At 70.9% G+C, this 17,423-nt stretch carries 22 protein-coding genes; 16 read left to right on the forward strand and 6 right to left on the reverse strand.

Going from position 1 to position 17,423, the window contains the following annotated elements:
* Positions 1-12: 12 nt before the first annotated feature.
* The 3 genes from O1G21_RS12000 to O1G21_RS12010 all read right to left on the reverse strand — a co-directional run bounded on the left by O1G21_RS12000 (position 13) and on the right by O1G21_RS12010 (position 2,861).
* Positions 13-1,653, reverse strand: a complete 1,641-nt coding sequence (locus tag O1G21_RS12000; RefSeq protein WP_270143193.1) for an APC family permease — start codon at positions 1,651-1,653, stop codon at positions 13-15.
* A 177-nt stretch (positions 1,654-1,830) separates the two neighbouring features.
* Positions 1,831-2,037, reverse strand: a complete 207-nt coding sequence (locus O1G21_RS12005) for a DUF397 domain-containing protein (RefSeq protein WP_270143195.1) — start codon at positions 2,035-2,037, stop codon at positions 1,831-1,833.
* On the reverse strand, positions 2,034-2,861 hold the full coding sequence (locus O1G21_RS12010; protein ID WP_270150933.1) for a helix-turn-helix domain-containing protein: 828 nt from the start codon (positions 2,859-2,861) through the stop codon (positions 2,034-2,036). Before O1G21_RS12010 ends, O1G21_RS12005 begins: the two co-directional genes overlap by 4 nt.
* A gap of 108 nt (positions 2,862-2,969) precedes the next feature.
* Between O1G21_RS12010 and O1G21_RS12015 the strand changes: the two genes are divergently transcribed.
* From O1G21_RS12015 to tmpA, 4 genes are all read left to right on the forward strand, one after another.
* Positions 2,970-3,329 (forward strand): hypothetical protein, encoded by a 360-nt coding sequence (locus tag O1G21_RS12015; protein WP_270143196.1) that lies wholly within the window; start codon positions 2,970-2,972, stop codon positions 3,327-3,329.
* Positions 3,326-3,529 carry a hypothetical protein gene (locus O1G21_RS12020; protein ID WP_270143198.1) on the forward strand — a complete coding sequence of 68 codons (204 nt, stop codon included), beginning with the start codon at positions 3,326-3,328 and terminating at the stop codon, positions 3,527-3,529. The genes O1G21_RS12015 and O1G21_RS12020 overlap by 4 nt, the downstream gene beginning before the upstream one ends.
* Entirely contained in the window at positions 3,529-3,738 is a 210-nt protein-coding gene (locus O1G21_RS12025) for a hypothetical protein (RefSeq protein ID WP_270143199.1), read from the forward strand. The genes O1G21_RS12020 and O1G21_RS12025 overlap by 1 nt, the downstream gene beginning before the upstream one ends.
* Before the next feature lie 168 nt (positions 3,739-3,906).
* On the forward strand, positions 3,907-5,484 hold the full coding sequence (gene tmpA, locus O1G21_RS12030; protein ID WP_270143201.1) for a 2-trimethylaminoethylphosphonate dioxygenase: 1,578 nt from the start codon (positions 3,907-3,909) through the stop codon (positions 5,482-5,484).
* A gap of 22 nt (positions 5,485-5,506) precedes the next feature.
* Here the strand turns inward: tmpA and O1G21_RS12035 are convergent, their stop codons facing one another.
* Positions 5,507-6,292, reverse strand: coding sequence for a GntR family transcriptional regulator (locus O1G21_RS12035; protein WP_270143203.1), 786 nt, complete (start codon positions 6,290-6,292; stop codon positions 5,507-5,509).
* 340 nt (positions 6,293-6,632) lie between these two features.
* On the opposite strand from O1G21_RS12035, the gene O1G21_RS12040 reads away from it, so the two are divergent.
* The 11 genes from O1G21_RS12040 (at position 6,633) to O1G21_RS12090 (ending at position 15,743) form a co-directional block, all read left to right on the forward strand.
* Complete coding sequence (locus O1G21_RS12040; protein ID WP_270143205.1) at positions 6,633-7,805, forward strand: ABC transporter substrate-binding protein; 1,173 nt, start codon at positions 6,633-6,635, stop codon at positions 7,803-7,805.
* A gap of 6 nt (positions 7,806-7,811) precedes the next feature.
* Complete coding sequence (locus O1G21_RS12045; RefSeq protein WP_270143207.1) at positions 7,812-8,798, forward strand: ABC transporter permease; 987 nt, start codon at positions 7,812-7,814, stop codon at positions 8,796-8,798.
* The gene (locus tag O1G21_RS12050) at positions 8,798-9,607 is read left to right on the forward strand and encodes an ABC transporter permease (RefSeq protein WP_405000796.1); all 810 of its coding nucleotides are present in this window, start codon (positions 8,798-8,800) and stop codon (positions 9,605-9,607) included. Before O1G21_RS12045 ends, O1G21_RS12050 begins: the two co-directional genes overlap by 1 nt.
* 43 nt (positions 9,608-9,650) lie before the next feature.
* Entirely contained in the window at positions 9,651-10,748 is a 1,098-nt protein-coding gene (locus tag O1G21_RS12055) for an ABC transporter ATP-binding protein (RefSeq protein WP_270143210.1), read from the forward strand.
* 45 nt (positions 10,749-10,793) lie between these two features.
* A complete protein-coding gene (locus O1G21_RS12060; protein ID WP_270143212.1) occupies positions 10,794-11,501 on the forward strand; it encodes an HAD family hydrolase in 708 nt (235 codons plus the stop codon).
* 7 nt (positions 11,502-11,508) lie between these two features.
* A complete protein-coding gene (locus O1G21_RS12065) occupies positions 11,509-11,829 on the forward strand; it encodes a DMT family transporter (RefSeq protein ID WP_270143214.1) in 321 nt (106 codons plus the stop codon).
* Between the two features lie 175 nt (positions 11,830-12,004).
* On the forward strand, positions 12,005-12,304 hold the full coding sequence (locus O1G21_RS12070; protein ID WP_270143216.1) for a WXG100 family type VII secretion target: 300 nt from the start codon (positions 12,005-12,007) through the stop codon (positions 12,302-12,304).
* The gene (locus O1G21_RS12075; RefSeq protein WP_270143218.1) at positions 12,301-13,626 is read left to right on the forward strand and encodes a putative T7SS-secreted protein; all 1,326 of its coding nucleotides are present in this window, start codon (positions 12,301-12,303) and stop codon (positions 13,624-13,626) included. The genes O1G21_RS12070 and O1G21_RS12075 overlap by 4 nt, the downstream gene beginning before the upstream one ends.
* Positions 13,623-14,297 (forward strand): hypothetical protein, encoded by a 675-nt coding sequence (locus tag O1G21_RS12080; RefSeq protein ID WP_270143219.1) that lies wholly within the window; start codon positions 13,623-13,625, stop codon positions 14,295-14,297. The genes O1G21_RS12075 and O1G21_RS12080 overlap by 4 nt, the downstream gene beginning before the upstream one ends.
* Positions 14,294-14,944, forward strand: coding sequence for a hypothetical protein (locus O1G21_RS12085; RefSeq protein WP_270143221.1), 651 nt, complete (start codon positions 14,294-14,296; stop codon positions 14,942-14,944). Before O1G21_RS12080 ends, O1G21_RS12085 begins: the two co-directional genes overlap by 4 nt.
* Positions 14,945-15,077: 133 nt before the next feature.
* Entirely contained in the window at positions 15,078-15,743 is a 666-nt protein-coding gene (locus O1G21_RS12090) for a hypothetical protein (RefSeq protein ID WP_270143223.1), read from the forward strand.
* On the opposite strand, the gene O1G21_RS41370 is transcribed toward O1G21_RS12090, so the two are convergent.
* On the reverse strand, positions 15,634-16,014 hold the full coding sequence (locus O1G21_RS41370; RefSeq protein ID WP_333493447.1) for a DUF397 domain-containing protein: 381 nt from the start codon (positions 16,012-16,014) through the stop codon (positions 15,634-15,636). The two genes, O1G21_RS12090 and O1G21_RS41370, sit on opposite strands and share 110 nt — an antisense overlap.
* A gap of 221 nt (positions 16,015-16,235) precedes the next feature.
* Here O1G21_RS41370 and O1G21_RS12095 point away from each other — a divergent pair, with 221 nt between their 5' ends.
* The gene (locus tag O1G21_RS12095; RefSeq protein WP_270143224.1) at positions 16,236-16,901 is read left to right on the forward strand and encodes a hypothetical protein; all 666 of its coding nucleotides are present in this window, start codon (positions 16,236-16,238) and stop codon (positions 16,899-16,901) included.
* Here O1G21_RS12095 and O1G21_RS12100 read toward each other — a convergent pair.
* Positions 16,871-17,386 (reverse strand): pyridoxamine 5'-phosphate oxidase family protein, encoded by a 516-nt coding sequence (locus O1G21_RS12100; protein WP_270143226.1) that lies wholly within the window; start codon positions 17,384-17,386, stop codon positions 16,871-16,873. The genes O1G21_RS12095 and O1G21_RS12100 overlap by 31 nt on opposite strands.
* Positions 17,387-17,423: the final 37 nt, after the last annotated feature.

Here is a 17,423-nt window from a genome sequence, read left to right on the forward strand (position 1 = left end):
TCCCTACTGGACTCAGTGCCCGCCCGCGTCCACCACCTCGACGCCGCGGATGTTCCGCTCGATCTCCTCCGCCGACAGCGCGACGGCCAGCGCCCAGTAGTAGACGATCAGCGAGAACACCACCACGACCAGGATGTCCCACCACAGCGGCAGGTTCCCCCGCGCGCCCACGCCGAAGGTGCCCTGCCAGGAGATGACCCCCATCCCGACCAGGTAGACCGGCAGCCACTGCCCCGCCTTGAAGTCCATCCGCGGCGCGTTCGGCACCCCCTTCGAGGCGGCGTACGCGGAGTACCCGCCGAGGAGCAGGTACCCGATCACGATCGCCAGGCCGAGGCGCCACAGGGTGTCCCAGCCGGCCCAGTAGATGACCAGGCTCGCCACCACGAAGGCGATGGGCGAGATGATCGTGCCGCCGGGCAGGTGGTACGAGCGCTCCATCCCCGGCAGCCGCTTGCGCAGCACCCCGAAGGCCAGCGGCGCCCCCGCGTACATCAGCACCACGGCCGAGGTGATGAAGCCGACCAGCCGCTGCCAGCTCGGGAACGGCAGGAAGCAGATCACCCCGGCGACCCAGGCGATGAGCAGGCCGAGCCAGGGCACCGAGTTGCGGTCGGTGTACTGCAGGGCGGGCGGCGCGTAGCCGTTGCGGCTGAGGCCGTAGGTGACCCGCGAGCTGGAGGTGATGTAGACCAGCCCGGTGCCGGCCGGCGAGACCACGGCGTCGATGAACAGGACGGTGGCCAGCCAGCCCAGGCCGATCAGGGTCGCCAGGCCCGCGAACGGGCCGCTGACGCCGGGGTAGGTGAGCTTGCTCCAGCCCCCCGCGAAGGTCTCCGGCGGCAGGGCGCCGATGAACACCACCTGGAGCATCAGGTAGATGATCGTGCCGACCAGCACCGAGCCGAGCACCGCCCGGGGGATGTCCTTGCGGGGGTTGCGGCTCTCCCCCGCCCACTGGATGGCCTGCTCGAAGCCGAGCAGCGCGAAGATCACGCCGCTGGTGCTGATCGCCGCCAGCACGCCCTTGGCGCCGTCCGGCGCGAAGCCGTGGGCAGTGAAGTTGGAGCCGTGGAACTCGGTGAACCCGAGGGCGAAGATGGTCAGGATCGGGATGGCGACCTTCCACACCGTGGCCGCGCTGTTGGTGTGGGCGAGCAGCCGGACGCCGAGGAAGTTGATCGCGACGAAGACACCGAGCAGCACGGCCGCCACGACGAAACCGGAGCCGGTCAGCGTCAGGTCCGGGTTGAGGAAACCGTCCGCCCAGGTCCAGTGCCGGGCGTAGTTGATCATCGCCTGCACCTCGATCGGTGCGATGGTCGCCGCCTGCAGCCAGGTGAACCAGCCGAAGGACATCCCGGCGAAGCCGCCGAAGGCGTAGTGGGGGTAGCGCGCCGTACCGCCCGCGACCGGGAACAGCCCGCCCAGCTCGGCGTGGATCAACGCCAGCAGGATGATGGCCACCGCACCGATACCCCAGGACAGCAGGGCGGCCGGCCCGGCCGCCACCGCCGCCACCTGCGCCCCGAACAGCCAGCCGGACCCGATGATCGCACCCACCGACGCCCAGAGCAGCCCGGCGAGGCCGACCTCACGCTTGAGCCCGGTGTGCCCCGTGGGAGGCGATGACGTCGTGTCGGGATGGGCCATGGCGCAACCGCCTCTCGAATCGGGGGGAGAAATCCCCCCGACAGTGCCGCAGCCCCGGCGGGTCCCCTCGCCCCGAAACACCCACCGTCCTGCGCCCTCACCCGAACGGTCGCAGGGCCGCACGCCGTACGGGCCCGCCCCGAAGGACCCCCGGGGCGGGCCCGTCACTCATTTGGCTCAGACGGTGCCGAACTCCCCGCTGCGCACGGCGGAGACGAAGGCCGACCAGGCGTCAGTGGGGAAGACCAGGGCGGGGCCCTCTGGGTCCTTCGAGTCACGGACGGGCACAGCGCCGGAGGCGACCAAGTTCCCCGCTACCTCAATGCAGTCGCCGCCGTTGCTGCTGTATGAAGATTTGAACCATGCGGGTTCGGTGGCGGTCACGGTAGTTCCTCCCTCAGCCGGCTGATCAGGGCCACGGACTCAGCTTGCGAGAGCACGAGAGCCTGAAGCTGATAGTAGGCCGTGAGCACTGGCAGCACTGCGTCGCTGTCCCGCTCCAAGTGCCCTTGCTGTGCCGATTCCGCATAGGAAATCAGAGACCGGTCAGGAAGCGTCAGGATGTTCACCGGCAGGTCGAACGACCGCTCTTCGCCTATGGCATACGGGGCGACCTGGAGCATCGTGTTGGGCAACGCCGCGAACTCAACGAGCTGATCCAGCTGGGCTGCCATGACTGCGGGCCCGCCGACCGGCCTACGAAGGCAGCTCTCATCCAGGACAACATGGATCAACGGCGAAGGCTCCCGGCGCAAGTTGGCCTGTCGGCGCGCAAGATAGGTCACCCGCTCATCTGCCTGACTCTGCGTGATGCTGCCTCGGCGCACCGCTCCCGCCGCGATGGCTGTTGCATAGTCCACGCTCTGAAGCAGGCCAGGCACGATTCCAAGCGTGAACAGTCGCAGCTCCACGGCCTTCGACTCCCGCTCCACGTATTGCGGGAACCCTTCGAGGAGCGCCGAGGTCTTGATGTCGAGAGCCTTGCGGGTAAAGACCCGCTCCCACCCGAACGCTTTGTCAAGTTCCCGTGCGAGTCGCGGCGTTGGGGGGCGTCGACCAGTTTCCACGGCTGACACATGCGTCGCCGAGTAACCGATGACATCTGCCAGATCGTCCTGGGTCCACCCCCGCGCCTCTCGTGAAGTGCGGAGAAACACACCGAACTTCGCCGCCGGGCCCCCATCGGGGTCGAGCTCAACCTTGTTCACAGGCCTTGATCCCCACTCTTCGAGCAACTTTGACAGCTTGAAGGCCTCCCAAGCATAGAGGACAGTTTGCACCCCGGGTAGTCATATCACTACTGAGAGGAGCGGGCCTTGAAGCTGCACCACACCCCACCGCCCCCTTCGCCCCAGATCCCCACCGAGTGCTTCCAGGTGGTGATCTACCTGGCCAAACCCAGCCCCGCCTTCCCCGAGTTGGAGATGCGCGCCTGCGAGGACTACGCGCTCGCCCACAACTGGGACGTCACCCTCACCATCCTGGACGACGAAACCGAGAAGCCCCCGGAGCAGCGCCCCCTGCTCCTGGCCGCGTTGCAGTCCATCAGCGACAAGACCGCAGGATCGATCCTGATCCCCTCCAAGGCCGCCATCTCCCCCCTCGACGGCGAGTTCGACGACTTCGCCGCCCAGGTCGAGAAGGCCGGCGGCTTCCTCCAGGTGGCCCGCCGATGAGCGGCCGCTACGGCATCGTCCCCGCCGAGGCCCCCAGCGGCGCCGGATACCCGGTCTGGGTCATCCGGGACCACGAAACCGGCCACCTGGTGAAGGCGCTCCCGCCCCGCCCCGAACCGCTCCGCTTCTACTCGTACGACCGGGCCGAGCGCTGGGTGAGCGCCAACGAGCAGCCGCCCCCGACCCCGGAGGGTGCCTGATGACCACCGCCCTCTCCCGCAAGCCGTACGAGATCCGCCTGATCAGCGCCCGCAGCCCGCACTTCCTCCTCGTCGAGAGCTGGGGCCTGTGGGACCCGAGCCAGCACCGGTACCTCCGCGTGCGAGGCACCTCGGGCAGGATCAGACGCTTCTACACCCGTGCCGCCGCCGAGGCCTACCTCCGCACCACGCCCGGCAGCCCCCTATAGCCGGCGTGGCCCCGTCCCGCCGGGTGGGACGGGGCCACGTGTTCGGCCGCCGCCTCCCGGCACAGTTCCCGCAGCATTCACCTGCCCGGCACCGGGAACTCACCACGGACCGGCAAGCTCCGCCCAGAGCTGAAGTTGGCTAGACAACTCGCGCCGAGGAGGAGACCCATGACCGAGCAACCGCCGCCCTACTGGCTGCGCGACAACTGCCCGTGCGCCGAGTGCCGGGACCCGCGCAACGGGCAGAAGCGGTTCCAGATCGGCGACCTGCCGCCGGACCTCACCATCGCCGCGCAGTGCGAGCTGGACGGCAACCTGGAGGTGCTCTGGTCGGACGGGCACCGCTCCCGCTACCCGCTCGCCTGGCTGCTCGACACCGACGAGGGCGACGGACGCACCGAGCAGGGCAAGCGGCTCTGGACAGCAGCCGACTTCGCGCGCGGCCTCCCCGAGGCCGACTGGGAGGCCTACCTCACCGACCCGTCCGAGCAGACCGCCGTCCTCGCCGCCGTACGCCGCAGCGGCTTCGCGGTGCTGCGCGGGGTGCCGGCCGTGGAGCGCCAGGTGCTGCGGGTGGCCGAGAGCTTCGGCTACGTCCGGGTCACCAACTACGGCGAGCTGTTCGACGTCCGGGTCGAGCCCGACCCGAACAACCTCGCGTTCACCGACAGAGCCATCGCCCCGCACACCGACAACCCGTACCGGGACCCGGTGCCCACCCTCCAGTTGCTGCACTGCCTGGAGAACTCGGCGACCGGCGGCGACTCCGGCCTCGTGGACGGCTTCAAAGCCGCCGCAATCCTCCGCGACGAGTCCCCCGAAGACTTCGAGACCCTCACTCGCACCCCCGTCCCCTTCGTCTTCCGCGACCGCCGCACCGAACTGCGCGCCGACCGTCCGCTGATCGGCCTGGACCCGCTGGACCGCATCCGCGAGGTCAGGTGCAACAACCGCTCGATCGCCACCCTGCGGGGAACCAACCGCGAGGCCTTCTACGCCGCCTACCGCCGCTTCGCCGCGATCACCCTGCGCCCCGAGCTCCAGCTCACCTTCCGCCTGAACCCCGGCGACTGTCTGATCTTCGACAACACCCGCCTCCTGCACGCCCGCACCGCCTTCGAGCAGGACGGCCACCGCCACCTCCAGGGCTGCTACGCCGACCTGGACTCCCTCGCCTCCACCCTCGCCGTGCTGCACCGCCGCACGGCCGCCCTGGACGAGCTCGCCGAGCTGTTCGCGGGCGAGGGCGCCGGGGAGTACCTGGGCGAGGCGGTCACCATGGCCGAGCACATGCTGCAGGCCGCCGCCGCTGCCGAGGCGGCCGGAGCCCCCGGCCACCTCGTCGCCGCCGCGCTGCTGCACGACGTCGGCCACTTCCAGGGCGCCCTGCACGGGCGAGATCTGATGCAAGGTCAGGACAACCGCCACAGCGACACCGGCGCCGCCTGGCTGGCCCGCTGGTTCGGCCCGGAGGTCACCGAGCCGGTCCGGCTGCACGTCGCCGCCAAGCGCTACCTGTGCACCGTCGAGCCCGACTACCGCGCCGGACTCTCCGCCGCCTCCGAGTACACCCTCACCGTCCAGGGCGGCCCGATGGACGAGCGCGAGGCCGCCGCCTTCGCCCAACTCCCGGGCGCCGCCGACGCGGTGGCCGTCCGCCGCTGGGACGAGCAGGCGAAGGAGCCCGGCGCGCAGACGCCGGACTTCGAGCACTACCGCCCGCTGCTCGCCTCGCTGATGCGTTAGTACCCGAACAGCGCCCGGGAGTTCAGTCCAGCTCCCGGGCGTGCCGCGAAAGCGCCGACGTGGCCAGCGAGTTGTGGACGCTGAAGGCCACCGTCCCGGGCAGGTAGCGGTCCTGGGACCACTCCACCGGCGTGCCGGTCGGATCGGTCGTCCGCCGCCGCTCGCGCAGCAGCGGGCCGCCGCGGCGACAGCCGAGCAGCCGGGCGTCCTCGGCGTTGGCCGCGACGATGTCGATGGTGTGGTCGGCGTCGGTGAACAGGATGCCGTGCTCGCGCAGCACCTCGGTGTGGGAGACCACGTCCGGCGGCAGTTCGGCGACGATCTCGCCGACCCGCGGCGGGTAGATGGTGCGCTCGACCATCACCGGGGTGCCGGACAGGGTCCGCAGGCGGACCGTCACGTACACCTCCGCGCCCGGCTCCAGGCGCAGTTGCTCGCGCTCGGCGGCGTCGGCCGGGCGGCGCACCAGGGAGTCCAGGATGCCGCCGGGCTCCTCGCCCATCGAGTACGCCCAGTGGGTGAAGCTGAGCAGTTCGGAGAAGCTCTGCACCCGGGCGCCGCCGAGCACCACCCGGCGGGTGCCGCGGCGGGAGGTGACCAGTCCGTCCGAGCGCAGCACGGCGAGCGCCTGGCGGACGGTGCCGCGGGAGACCCCGTACTGCTCGGCCAGCGCGCCCTCGGCCGGCAGTCGGCCCGCCTCGCCGTACGCGCCGGTGGTGATGGCCTCGCGCAGATCGGCGGCCACCTTGCGGTACAGGGCGCCGGCACGCTCGACCGGTCGCTCCGGCTCTACCGCCACGTCCGTCATCGATCCCTCCTGGGGCGTAGTCCTGCGCAGCCGTACCGGCGCGGACAGCCCGACCTTATCCCGCTGCGCGATTCGAGCATCGCACCGAACGGATCACGCTCCGATGGCCGGATTCGACCGTTCCCGCAGCCGACCCCGGCTCTGGGCCGTCCGTTCACCTTCCCGTCACCGAACTTCGGGTTACTTACCCCCGTCAGCGAAGTTGGCTAGTCAACTCGGACGGTTCCGAACTCATTCCGGACTCCTCCCGGACGGCTCCGGACCGCCACTCGTCTGATCCCCCGTTCAAGACCCGTTCAAGACACCCGCTTGCAGTTCCCCCGTCTCAGGAGACTGACCCGTGTCCGTGCACCGCGCCCGCTCCGCCGCCTTCGCGGCCGTCCTGACCGCCGCCGCGCTCTCCCTCACCGCCTGCGGTTCCGCCGGCTCCTCGGCCGCGAAGGCCGGCAGCAACGACCTCCCGGGCGGCAAGAGCGCCAAGACCGCCACCTCGGTCGCCGACTTCGGCGGCATGGACGCGCTGGTCGCCGCCGCCAAGAAGGAGGGCAAGCTGCACGCCATCACGCTGCCGCGCGACTGGGCGAACTACGGCAAGCTGATGGACGACTTCAAGGCGAAGTACGGCATCGACATCGAGGACGAGAACCCGGACGGCTCCAGCCAGGACGAGATCAACGCGATCACCTCCCGCAAGGGCCAGGACCGCGCCCCCGACGTCGTCGACCTCGGTGCCGCGTTCGCCACCTCCGGCGCCAAGCAGGGCCTGTTCGCCCCGTACAAGGTCGCCGACTTCGCCAAGATCCCGGACACCATGAAGGACGCCGAGGGTCTGCGCTACAACGACTACGGCGGCTACATCTCGATCGCCTGCGACGCCAAGAAGGTCTCGGCCTGCCCGAAGACCTTCGCCGACCTGATGAAGCCCGAGTACAAGGGCATGGTCGCGCTCAACGGCAACCCGACCAAGGCGAACGCCGCGTACAGCGCCGTCATGGCCGCCTCCCTGGCCAACGGCGGTTCGCTGGACAACATCCAGCCCGGCATCGACTTCTTCGGCAAGCTGAAGCAGGCCGGCAACTTCAACCCGGTCGAGGTCACCCCGGCGACCATCGAGAAGGGCGAGACCCCGATCACCATCGACTGGTCCTACCTGAACGCCGGCTACGCCGAGAAGTTCAAGGACAAGGGCATCGACTGGCAGGTCAGCATCCCGTCCGACGGCATCTACGCCAACTTCTACAACCAGGCCATCAACAAGGACGCGCCGCACCCGGCCGCCGCCCGCCTGTGGGAGGAGTACCTCTACAGCGCGGAGGGCCAGAACGGCTTCCTGGGCGGCTACGCCACCCCGGCCCTGTTCGACGCCATGAAGACCGCCGGCACCCTGGACGCGGCCACCGCCGCCAAGCTGCCGGCCGTCGAGAAGCCCTTCACCACCTTCCCGACCGACGACCAGACCACGGCGGCCAAGAAGGTCGTGACCGAGAACTGGGCCAAGGCGATCGCGGGCTGACCTGAGATGACCACGGCTCCCACCCCGGTGCCGGCCACCGCCTCCGCCGCCCAGCGCGGCGGGGGCGCCCCCGGCCCCGTCTCCTCCCCCACCGCCCCGGCCGTCACGGCTGCGCGGACCGAGGCCCCCCGCCCGGCCGGGCGCCGGGCCCGCGGCAGCCGCGCCTGGCTCGCCGCCCTCCCCCTGGTGCTCTTCTTCGTGATCGGCTTCGGCCTGCCCGCCGTCGCGATCGCCATCGGCGCCTTCACCACCTCCTCGGACGCCCCCGACGGCGGCGGCACCTTCACCACCGACAACCTCACCGGCTCCCTCCAGGGCGCGTACTGGACGGCCCTGTGGGGCAGCGTGAAGCTCTCCCTGCTGACCGCGCTGATCGCCACCGTGGTCGGCCTGCCGCTGGCCCAGGCCGTGGCGACCTCCCGGTTCCGGGCCTTCCGCGAGGCCGTGATGTCCGCCTCCGGCGTGCTCGCCAACTTCGGCGGCGTCCCGCTGGCCTTCATGTTCGTCGCCACCCTCGGCAACTCCGGCGAGGTCACCAAGAAGCTCGGCCTGACCAAGCACGGCTGGAACCTCTACACCTTCTCCGGTCTGTCGGTGGTCTACCTCTACTTCCTGGTGCCGCTGATGGTCATCACCATCACCCCGGCCCTGGAGGGCCTGAAGGCCCAGTGGCGCGAGGCCGCCGCCAACAACGGCGCCACCTCGCCGCAGTACTGGCGGCACGTGGCCCTGCCCGTCCTGCTGCCCTCGCTGCTCGGCGGCTTCGTGCTGCTGTTCGGCGCCTCCTTCGCCGCGTACGCCACCGCCGAGGCCATGGTGGGCAGTTCGGTGCCGCTGATCTCGATGCAGATCGGCGACGCGCTGTCCGGCAACGTCCTGGTCGGCCAGGGCAACCTCGCCCTCGCCCTCGGCCTCGACATGATCGTGGTCGCCTGCCTGGTGATGGCCCTGTACCTGCCCCTTCAGCGCCGGAGTGCCAAGTGGCTCGCCTGATCGATCGCATCCGTTTCGGCCGCGGCCTGGTCCTGCTGATCTGCGGGACCTACTTCGCGGTGCCGCTGGCCGCCTCGCTGTGGTTCAGCGTCGACGACAACAAGGGCGGCACCACCTTCCGCGCCTACACCGAGCTGCTGAACGCCCCCGGCTTCACCGACAGCCTGGTGCTGAGCCTCGAACTGGCCGTCGTCACCGTGGTCGTGCTGCTGCTCCTGCTCGTCCCGGCGGTGCTCGCCGCCCGGCTCGGCGCGCCGAAGCTGCGGCCGGTGATCGAGATCATGTGCTCGATGCCGCTGGTCGTCCCGGTCGTCGCGCTCACCACCGGCATCATCGGCGTGCTGCGCTGGGGCCCGGACCACCTCCAGGACACCCCCTTCTTCCAGACCATCGTGGCCATCCAGGACCCGAACTTCCCGATCGTCCTGGTCATCGCGTACGTGCTGATGGCGCTGCCGTTCGCCTACCGGGCGATCGACGCCGGCCTGCGCGGCGTGGACGTGGTCACCCTGGTCGAGGCCGCCCGCAACTGCGGGGCCGGCTGGCTGCGGGCGGTGTTCACCGTCGTCCTGCCCAACCTGCGCAGCTCGCTGCTGAACGCCGCCGTGCTCACCGTCGCCCTGGTGCTCGGCGAGTTCACCACCGCCTCCATCCTCGGCTTCTCCCCCTTCTCGGTGTGGATCAACTCCAACGGCAAGAGCGACGGCCAGATGTCCGTCGCGGTCTCGATGCTCAGCCTGCTGATCGTCTGGCTCGTCCTGCTGCTGATGTCCGCCGTCGGCCGCGGCCGCAAGGCCGCCCGGTCCTGAACCCGGTCCTGAACCACCCAACGCTTTCCAGGAGTTACCAGCCATGACCACGGCCACCGCCCTCGTCGACGGCCCCCCGCTCGCCCCCGGAAGCACCTCGGGCAGCGCCACCGTCGAGTTCCGCTCGCTGCGCCGCGCGTTCGGCGCCACCACCGCCCTCGACGGCCTGGACCTGACCGTCCAGCCCGGTGAGCTGCTCGCCCTGCTCGGCCCGTCCGGCTGCGGCAAGACCACCGCGCTGCGCATCCTGGCCGGCTTCGAGCAGCACGACTCCGGCGAGGTGCTGGTCGACGGCCAGGACATCACCGCGATCCCCGCCCACAAGCGCGACGCGGGCATGGTGTTCCAGTCGTACAGCCTCTTCCCGCACCTGACCGCGCTGGACAACGTCGCCTTCGGGCTGCGGATGCGCGGCACCGGCAAGGCCGAGCGCCGCAAGCGCGCCCACGAGCTGCTCGAGCTGGTCGGCCTGCCGCACCGCGCCGAGCACTACCCGCACCAGATGTCCGGCGGCCAGCAGCAGCGCATCGCGCTCGCCCGCGCGCTCGCCCTGCAGCCGCGCGTGCTGCTGCTGGACGAGCCGCTGTCCGCGCTGGACGCCAAGGTCCGCCTCCAGCTGCGCGAGGAGATCCGCCGACTGCAGCAGGAGCTGGGCATCACCACCCTGTTCGTCACCCACGACCAGGAGGAGGCGCTGTCGATGGCCGACCGGGTCGCCGTGCTGCGGGCCGGGAAGCTGGAGCAGTGCGCCACCCCGTCCGAGCTGTACGGCCGGCCGGCCACCGCGTTCGTCGCCGAGTTCGTCGGCACCATGAGCCGCATCCCGTGCACCCGTAGCTCGGACGGCGTCGAGGTGCTCGGCCGCCGGCACGCGGTCGACGGCGAGGTTCCGGCCGACGGCGAGCTGCAGGTGCTGGTCCGCCCGGAGAACGTCCTGCTCAGCCCGGACGAGGCCGGCCCCGCGCTGGTGGTCACCGCGTCCTTCCTGGGCGCCGTCACCCGGCTCACCGTCCGCCTGGACGACGGCACCGAGGCCAAGGCCGACCTGCCCACCGAGGCCGCCGCCGCCCTGCCGGCCGGCTCCCGCGCCGCGCTCACGCTGCCGGAGCGCCCGGTGTTGGTGGACCGCCGCGCCGCCTGAGAACCTCTTCCCCGCACCGACCGAAGAACCACCGAAGGTACCGCCATGCCTGAATCCGCCGTGCCCGAACCCGCCGTACTCCCCTCCCCCCTGCTCCCCTCCGCCGTCCTCTTCGACATGGACGGCACCCTGGTCGACACCGAGCAACTGTGGTGGCAGGCCGCCGCCGAACTCGCCGAGGAGCTGGACCACCCGCTCACCGACCGGGACGCCCCCGAGGTGCTCGGCCAGGCCGTCGAGCACACCGCCGCCCACCTCCACAGGGTCAGCGGCACCACCCGCCCCGAGGCCGAACTCGCCGCCCGGCTGGGCGAGTCCTTCGCCGGCAAGGTCGCCGCCGAGACGGTGCCCCGCCCCGGCGCGCTCGCCCTGCTGGCCGCCCTGCGCGAGGCCCGGGTGCCCACCGCGCTGGTCTCCGCCTCCCCGCGCCAGGTGGTGGACCTCGTCCTCGCCTCGATCGGCCGCGACTGGTTCGCCGTCACCCTGGCCGCCGAGGACACCGCCCGCACCAAGCCCGCGCCGGACCCGTACCTGGCCGCCGCCGAGCGGCTCGGCCTGGACCCGGCCGTCTGCGTCGCCGTCGAGGACACCCCGACCGGGGTCGCCTCCGCCGCCGCGGCCGGGTGCGCGGTGCTCGCCGTGCCGTCCACCGCCGTCCCGATGCCCGACGGCGAGCGGATCACCCTGCTGGACAGCCTGGAACGGGCCGACCTCGCGCTGCTGGGGAAGCTCTGCGCCGCCCCGGCCGTTTGACAGCGACATGCCCTACGTTCTGCTCACCCTCGCCATCCTGAGCGAGGTCTGCGCCACCAGCTGCCTCAAACTCACCGAGGGGTTCACCCGCCTCTGGCCCAGCCTGGGGGTGGGCATCGGCTACGCGCTGTCCTTCTTCCTGCTCGGCCGCGCGCTCAAGCACATACCGGTCTCGGTCGCGTACGCGGTCTGGTCGGGGGCCGGGACGGCGGCCGTCGCCGGGATCGGCGTGGTCGCCTTCGGCGAGTCGCTGGGAAAGCTGCAGGTCCTGGGGATCGCGCTGATCATCGTCGGGGTGGTCGTGCTCAACCTCAAGGGCAGTCACTGACGCCTCGTCAGTTCTCCAGGCCCCGGGCCGGAGTGGGACGTCGGACGCGCCGACGACCCGCTCCGGCCCGTTCGCTACCCTGTCCTCCCCGAAGGCACCCGGACCTCCCGGATCGTCCGGCTGTGAACCGGGGTTATGCTCGCCCGGTCCGACAACCGACGCATCGGGGGAGAAAGTGGCCGATTTCACGGTCAGTCCCGAATTCCTCGCCAAACTGGCCAAGGACCTCAAGGGCTGCGGCGACGAACTCGACCAGGGGCTGCAGGCGCTCAAGGGAGCGAGCCGCGACGGGCTCGGCTTCGACTTCCTGGAGGAGGCCGGCCAGCACTTCCAGGAGAAGTGGGAGTACGGCCTGAAGAAGGTCCGCGAGTGCGTCAAGGTGCTCGACGAGGGCCTGGAGAAGGTGCAGCAGTCCTACGCGGGCACCGAGCAGAACATCACCAAGGCCCTCACTCCCGCGCAGGGGCAGTCATGACCGACCCCAAGTCCAAGCCCGAGCCCGACTGGTCCGGCCTCGGCTTCAACCCGGCCCCCGGCGACCCCACCGCCGTGGCCGGCCTCAGCAGCAGCCTGCGCCGGGTCTCCCAGCACCTGACCGGTGTCCACACCACGCTGTCCCAGATCTCCGACAACCAGGGCCAGTGGACCGGCGACGCCGCCAAGGCCTTCGCCGCCCAGTTCGGCAAGCTCCCCGGCTACCTCCAGGACGCCGCCGACTCGATCACCGCCGCCTACCAGGCACTCGACTCCTGGTACAAGTCACTCAACGAACACCAGCCCAAGGCCGTCGAGTTGGCCCACGCCGCGCTCGCCGCCAAGCAGAAGATGGACCAGGCCGAGCAGGCCCACGCCACCGCGGCCGCCGCCCCCGACCTCCAACTGGCCGGCAAGAGCTTCCCCGACGACGTCTCCCTCGCCGCCGCCGAAAAGCGCTACACCGCCGCCAAGACCCACCTCGACGCGGCCGCCGAACTCGTCAACAGCGCCACCACCACCCTCACCGGCCTGCGCAATCAGGCCCACGAACTCGCCGCGGGCCACAAGTCCGACGCCCACACCACCGCCACCGCCATCCGCAAGGCCGCCGACAGCAAGGCCCCGCCGGAGCCGGGCTGGCTCAGCAAGGTCGGCAACTGGCTGAAGAACCACGGCGCCGACCTGCTGACCGTCGCGTCCGGCGTCTGCGGCGTCGCGGCGATCTTCTTCCCGGCCTTCGCCCTGCCGGCCATCCTGCTCAGCCTCGCGGCGGCGGGCGCCCACGCGCGGCAGTACGGCATCAGCGGGCTGCTGCCCACCAGCATGGCGAACCTGGGCAACGACCTGACCTTGGCAGGTGACCTCCTTGGAGCGATTCCCGGCGGGGCCGTCCTCAAGGGTGGGTTCACCGCGTTCAGGACCGCCCGGGCCGCCGGGACCGGCGTGAGGGCCTCGGTAGGCGTCGGCGCCACAGAGGTCCGTGCCGCCGCCAGGGCGATCGACCCGGCCAGCCCGATCTTCACCACAGCGATCGAGAAACCCACCGTCAAACTCGGGCTCTCGAAGGCCACCGCGATGAACATCTCCGACGGCGTACAGGCCGCCGGCACCGCAGCGCTCACCGCGCCCACCGCGTACAGCCTCACCCAGGACAACGCCGGTCCCGGGCTGACCGCGGCGGTGAACTACACCACTGGCGGTGGCAACGTGATCAACGGCGCCGGAGGCGCCATCGGCGGCACCGGCAAGACCCGGATCCTGTCCGGGCTGCTCGGTGCCGGCAGCGCGGTCGCGACCGGCGTGTGGGGAGCGAGCCAGTGACCGTCGACACCGACGCCCCGTCGTTCTGGCTGTCCCTGCCCGACGGATTCACCGCCATCGATCTGGCGGAGGACCCGGGCGACCGGATGTGCCGCATCGTGGATGGGCTCGACACGCTCACCGACGTGAGCCCCGAGCAGAAGCTCAGCATCACCATTGCCGCCGAGAGCGCCCTTCAGGCGCAGCTGCGCGAAGGCGCGGTCCACGTCTCCAACTGTCTGGTGCCAACCGACGAAGGCACGATCGCCCAGGGCATGCTCAGCCTCTTCCTCCGCCAGGAGGAGCTGGAACCCCGCGGCACATATCCGCAGCGCGCCGCCGAACAGCTCACCGCCGCCTGGCCGGACGCGGAGGTCGCCGTCCTCGACTTCACCCCCGGCCGCGCCGCTGTGGTCGCCCGCGACCTGACCGTGCCCGTCTCCGGAGCGGTCTACGGCCTGCCAGGCTCGGGCGCCATCACCGTCCGTCAGCTCGAAGTGCTGATCCCGCACCCGTGGAGCCCCCATGTGCTAGCGGCCGTTTTCACCACACAGAACCTCGACCACTGGGAGGATTGGCTCCCGGTGGTCGGCGCCGCGATCGGCGGCATCTCCTTCCACCCACCGCGCAACGAGTCCCGGGACGACCTCCCGCCCGAGCAGTGGGACAACATCCGCAAGGCCTTCGGATGACGGTCACCCGGCCCGAGGAACGGGCGCATGTCAGCCGCGGCCTCCTCCGTCGCGCGCTCGTTCTTGGTGCCGTCTCCACCGGCATGATCGTCGGCATCACCGCCGTGGACGTGTACGTCAGTGGGATCCTCGCCGTCTGCCTGGGGTTCCTCTACCCGGTGGTGATGGTCGGCGGACTCGTCATGCTCGAGGATTCCGCCGACCACCCCCGGCTGGCGAAGGATTCGGTCGGCCTGGGTGTGCTCGCGGCCATCCTCGCCCTCGTCGCCTACCAGGCCGGGATAGTCGCCTGGCACAACCTGATCCTCGGCTCGGGCCGGAACGTGAACGCCGTGATCGTGTCCGAGCACGTCGAGAAGTCGTCCCACGGCTCCACGAAATGGACGTACATGCTTGCGCCGGAGGGCACCGACTCCATCCCGGGCGGGCCGCTGGAACAGGACTCCCATCGCTTCAAGCCCGGTGACACCATCGTCGTCCGAGTGGACCCGGGCGGTCAGGTCGCACCCAAGCTCCCCGGTGAGGCCGACTCCACCGCCGCCCTGTGGTCCGCCGTCGGGCTCACCGTGCTCATCGACCTCCTCGTGCTCTGGTTTGTCCGGCCCCGGCGCAAGCCCAGTTCACCCCCGCGTCCGGCCGGGTCCTGACGGTCCTCCGCTCCCGCCGCCGACCCTCCTCGGCATGACCCGCATCGCACCGCCGCGCTGAAACCCTGTCACCCCGTCCAGCCGTCCTTCCGTTAGCGCTTTCTGATGAATGGGCAGTACGGGAGACGACACCATGGGCGATGACGCAGCGAAAGCCGGCGGCCCGGAGTTCAAGATCCGGCCGGGGCAACTGAAGGACGCCGCGCCGACCTTCGAGAACCAGAGCAAGGCGCTCAAGGAGGCGGGCCGACACGGCATGAGCACGGCGATGATGGACCGCCTGGCGGCCATCGACTGGACCTACCCGGTAGGCCACGATGTGCGTGCGGCATCCCGGTCCCGGCTGATGGCCGAGTACCTCCGCCGGGCCTCGCTCTGGGCGCAGGTGCTGGGCGGTCCGCCGAGGTGGCCGTACTTCGACATCGCGGGGGCCCTCGCCCCGGAAGTCCGGGTGGACCCCGAGGTGGCCGAGCGGCTTGAGGAGTACATCGAGAAGCACGTCGAATTCGTGTCGGCCGAGTTCGTGTGCCGCGCGGCCGTCCGGTGGGCGACACTGCGGGACACGCCGGGAGTGCAACTTCCGGACCTGCCCGATCCGTTCGAGCCTCTGATTCTCATGTACGAGCGAGGCGGGGAAGTCCTCTATGACGACAGCTGGGCCTTCAACTTCGGCGGCCGAGCCGTGCGGATCACGCCTTGGCGTGATCACCTCTCCGCGGAGCCCGCGACCGCCCTCGACCTCGCCACCTTGGACTCCCTGGACCACGAGTACGAACGGGCCGACGTCGACCGCCAGTAATGGACCACGGCAGACTGAAGGTGCCTTGCGGGCGGCTCCGGCCACGCCGGAGCCGCCCACGCCTCGAACTAGCCGAGCTCGCCGGCCTTGATGCCCGCGACGAGGCTCTGCCAGGCCCCCGGGGTGAACTCAAGGCTCGGGCCGCTCTTGTCCTCGAGTCGCGGATCGCGATCCCCGGGGACAGCCGCAGCGCCTCCACGCAGGCCCCGCCCTGCTCGCTGCTGTGACTGGACTTGAACCAACCGACTTCCTCGTCATGCAGAGGGTGCATCACATCTCCTCGGCTGCTTGCTTGAGCATGCCGATCGACCGATCGTGGCTGGCCGCCGTGCCGATCAGATCGGCCCACGTGTCCTCGTAATGACGTCGGGCCGGGCGGTGCCGATGACCAGGAAGTCGGGCCCCGCCGGCTTCCTGCCCGCACCCCGCCCGGAGGGCGTCAGGGGCCGGGCGTACGCTTCCGCCCCGTCACACCGAGAACCGGGGGAAGCCATGGCTGGACCGAGAACGAGACGCGGGACGATCGCGCTGGCGGTGGCGCTCACGCTGGCCGTTCCGGCCGGGACGTTCGGGCTGGTGCTGCTGAACGCGGACGCCGGGTTCGGCGCGGCCTTGCCGGTCGGGCTGGTGCTCGGGGTCGCCTGGATCGTGGGCATGGTCCGGCTGCTCGGGGCTGCGGCGGGCTGCTGGGCGACCGGGTTCGGCGTGGTGCTGTGGTTGATGGCGCTGGGGTCGGTGGCCTCCGCCCGGGACTCGGTGATCCTGAGCACCTCCGGGGTGACGGTCACCGCCCGCGTCACGGCCGCGTACGACTACCAGCAGGGCAAGCACCCGTACTCGGGTTACACGCTCGTGGACGAGAACGGCACGCCGATCCCGAACGGCACCGTCACCACCGGCCTGCGCTCGCACGCGGTCGGCGACCGGCTCGCCGTCCGCTACGACCCCGGGGGCGTCGCGACGGCACGCCTCCCGGAGGACATCGACGTCCCCGGTGAGCTGGCCGTCGCCTTCGGGCTCAACGCCTTCGTGATGGCCGTCACCGCCGGCCTCGGCGCCTCGGTGGTCCGCAACGGCCGCCCGCGCCGGGTCCCGTTCCCCCCGCGGGGCATGGTCATCGGGCGCAACTACCCCCGCACCACCCGGGCCCGCAGGTAGTTGCGCCGGCCGAAGTTCGGCTCGTCGACCGCCGTCAGCTCCTCGACCTGGAACCGGTACAGCGCCGCCGCCCCGCCCCCGGTGAGGTACTGCCGCCGGAGCTCCTCGTCCTGGGCGAAGGACGGGTAGCGCCCCTGGTACGCCGCCAGCGCCGCCTCCGCCTGGCGCCCCCAGGCCTCGCTCGCGCTGCCGGTCAGCTGGAGTCCGCGCAGTTGTTCGCCGAAGGCGGGCGGCGGCAGGAAGACGGTGGCGGCGGCCCGGGCCTCCTCGGCGAGGTGGTGGCTGTGCCGGGTGGCGCGCTCGCTGACGAAGTACAGGACGAGGTCGTCGTCGTAGGCGAAGAAGGCCAGGTTGGCGTGCGGCCCGTGCTCGTGGCCGGCGGTGGCGAGGGTGAGCACCATGGCTTCGGCGAGCAGCCCCTCGACGCCCTTGTGCAGCAGGTCGCCCGGCCAGTCCCCCTGCGTGATGTCGAGTCGGTACGGCATTCGGCACTCCCTCCGCTGGCGCCCGGTGCCTTCGTGC

The organism is Kitasatospora cathayae, from assembly GCF_027627435.1.
GTDB lineage: Bacteria > Actinomycetota > Actinomycetes > Streptomycetales > Streptomycetaceae > Kitasatospora > Kitasatospora cathayae.

Bases quoted from the DNA above. Each gene is read 5' to 3' on its own strand.
- O1G21_RS12000 (WP_270143193.1), bottom strand. From the start codon at position 1,653: ATGGCCCATCCCGACACGACGTCATCGCCTCCCACGGGGCACACCGGG.
- O1G21_RS12020 (WP_270143198.1), top strand. From the start codon at position 3,326: ATGAGCGGCCGCTACGGCATCGTCCCCGCCGAGGCCCCCAGCGGCGCC.
- O1G21_RS12025 (WP_270143199.1), top strand. From the start codon at position 3,529: ATGACCACCGCCCTCTCCCGCAAGCCGTACGAGATCCGCCTGATCAGC.
- tmpA (WP_270143201.1), top strand. From the start codon at position 3,907: ATGACCGAGCAACCGCCGCCCTACTGGCTGCGCGACAACTGCCCGTGC.
- O1G21_RS12035 (WP_270143203.1), bottom strand. From the start codon at position 6,292: ATGACGGACGTGGCGGTAGAGCCGGAGCGACCGGTCGAGCGTGCCGGC.
- O1G21_RS12045 (WP_270143207.1), top strand. From the start codon at position 7,812: ATGACCACGGCTCCCACCCCGGTGCCGGCCACCGCCTCCGCCGCCCAG.
- O1G21_RS12055 (WP_270143210.1), top strand. From the start codon at position 9,651: ATGACCACGGCCACCGCCCTCGTCGACGGCCCCCCGCTCGCCCCCGGA.
- O1G21_RS12060 (WP_270143212.1), top strand. From the start codon at position 10,794: ATGCCTGAATCCGCCGTGCCCGAACCCGCCGTACTCCCCTCCCCCCTG.
- O1G21_RS12065 (WP_270143214.1), top strand. From the start codon at position 11,509: ATGCCCTACGTTCTGCTCACCCTCGCCATCCTGAGCGAGGTCTGCGCC.
- O1G21_RS12075 (WP_270143218.1), top strand. From the start codon at position 12,301: ATGACCGACCCCAAGTCCAAGCCCGAGCCCGACTGGTCCGGCCTCGGC.
- O1G21_RS12085 (WP_270143221.1), top strand. From the start codon at position 14,294: ATGACGGTCACCCGGCCCGAGGAACGGGCGCATGTCAGCCGCGGCCTC.
- O1G21_RS12090 (WP_270143223.1), top strand. From the start codon at position 15,078: ATGGGCGATGACGCAGCGAAAGCCGGCGGCCCGGAGTTCAAGATCCGG.
- O1G21_RS41370 (WP_333493447.1), bottom strand. From the start codon at position 16,014: ATGCACCCTCTGCATGACGAGGAAGTCGGTTGGTTCAAGTCCAGTCAC.
- O1G21_RS12095 (WP_270143224.1), top strand. From the start codon at position 16,236: ATGGCTGGACCGAGAACGAGACGCGGGACGATCGCGCTGGCGGTGGCG.
- O1G21_RS12100 (WP_270143226.1), bottom strand. From the start codon at position 17,386: ATGCCGTACCGACTCGACATCACGCAGGGGGACTGGCCGGGCGACCTG.